Annotated in this window: 2 protein-coding genes; one reads left to right on the forward strand and one right to left on the reverse strand. The window is 57.0% G+C overall.

Translation table 11 applies throughout. The features are described 5' to 3' along the window. Window positions 1–846, forward strand: an 846-nt coding sequence (locus FB593_RS27400) for an IS110 family transposase (RefSeq protein WP_145167670.1), incomplete at its 5' end; no start/stop codon positions are given. Between the two features lie 27 nt (window positions 847–873). Here FB593_RS27400 and FB593_RS27755 read toward each other — a convergent pair. Further along, a partial coding sequence (locus FB593_RS27755; protein WP_210246059.1) for a hypothetical protein occupies window positions 874–1,116 on the reverse strand: 243 nt, incomplete at its 5' end.

The following is a 1,116-nucleotide window of genomic DNA, read 5'->3' on the forward strand; positions in this document are numbered from 1 at the left end:
TGGGCTCGGGAAATTCAGGCCTTGGGGCATACGGTTCGGTTGATGCCACCCGCCTACGTGAAGGCCTACCTCAAACGCAACAAAACTGATGCCGCAGACGCCGAAGCTATTTGCGAGGCCGTCACCCGGCCGACCATGCGCTACGTGCAGGCAAAAACACAGGACGAGCAGGCTGCCGGAATGGTTCTCAAAGCACGAGATTTGCTCATCCGTCAGCGTACTCAAGCAATCAATGCCTTGAGAGCTCATCTTGCCGAACTGGGCATTGTCAGGGCGACCGGTCTGGTTGGAATCATCAGCCTTGCCGCCATAGTGCGCGACGACAGTGACCTGAGGTTGCCGGGTGAAGCGCGAATGGCTTTGGAAGAGCTCGTCGAGCAAATCGAGACCGTGACGGCACGCATTGAAAGGCTCGATCGAAATATCCTCGAAACGGTGAGAAAAGACGACAGCGCTCGGCGCCTGACAGCGATTCCCGGTGTGGGGCCGATCATTGCCGCGACCATTCGAGCAGTTGTACCGGATCCCGCTGGCTTCCGAACCGGTCGCGATTTCGCTGCTTGGATTGGGTTGACTCCACGCGCGCATTCCAGCGGAGGAAAAGAACGGATAGGTTCGATCTCAAAGCGCGGAAACCAGCAATTGCGAACGCTACTTGTCGCTGGAGCGACGTCGATCCTCAAGCTCGCTCGTCGTGGCCTCCAGGCATCACCATGGATAGCGGCAATGATGTTGCGCCGCCCGTTCAAGGTTGTTGCTGTCGCACTCGCTAACAAGATCGCGCGCATCATCTGGGCTCTTCTCGTTCGTGGCGATACCTATCGGGGAGTGAAGATGATCGTCTAGGCCTAGACATACGAGCTTTCCGGCCAATCAGTCGGAGAGAGAGGCAAGGTGCCAATTGTGATGACCCAACGGGACGACATCCCGAAGCAAATCAGACCGCAAAATCGCAAGCGCGTTCCAGCGCGAGAAGCTGATTAGGCGATTTGCTCCGCGGATCTCATCGTGGCCATGGCTGAAAGGCCAGAAAACAGGCCGGACATATGACCGCACCGTCCTTATTTGGGAAATGCAGGAGGAAAAGATCTTGCCAAGCGGGCCGTTCCACATATG

The sequence above is a fragment of the Rhizobium sp. SJZ105 genome, from assembly GCF_007828365.1.
Lineage (GTDB): Bacteria > Pseudomonadota > Alphaproteobacteria > Rhizobiales > Rhizobiaceae > Agrobacterium > Agrobacterium tumefaciens.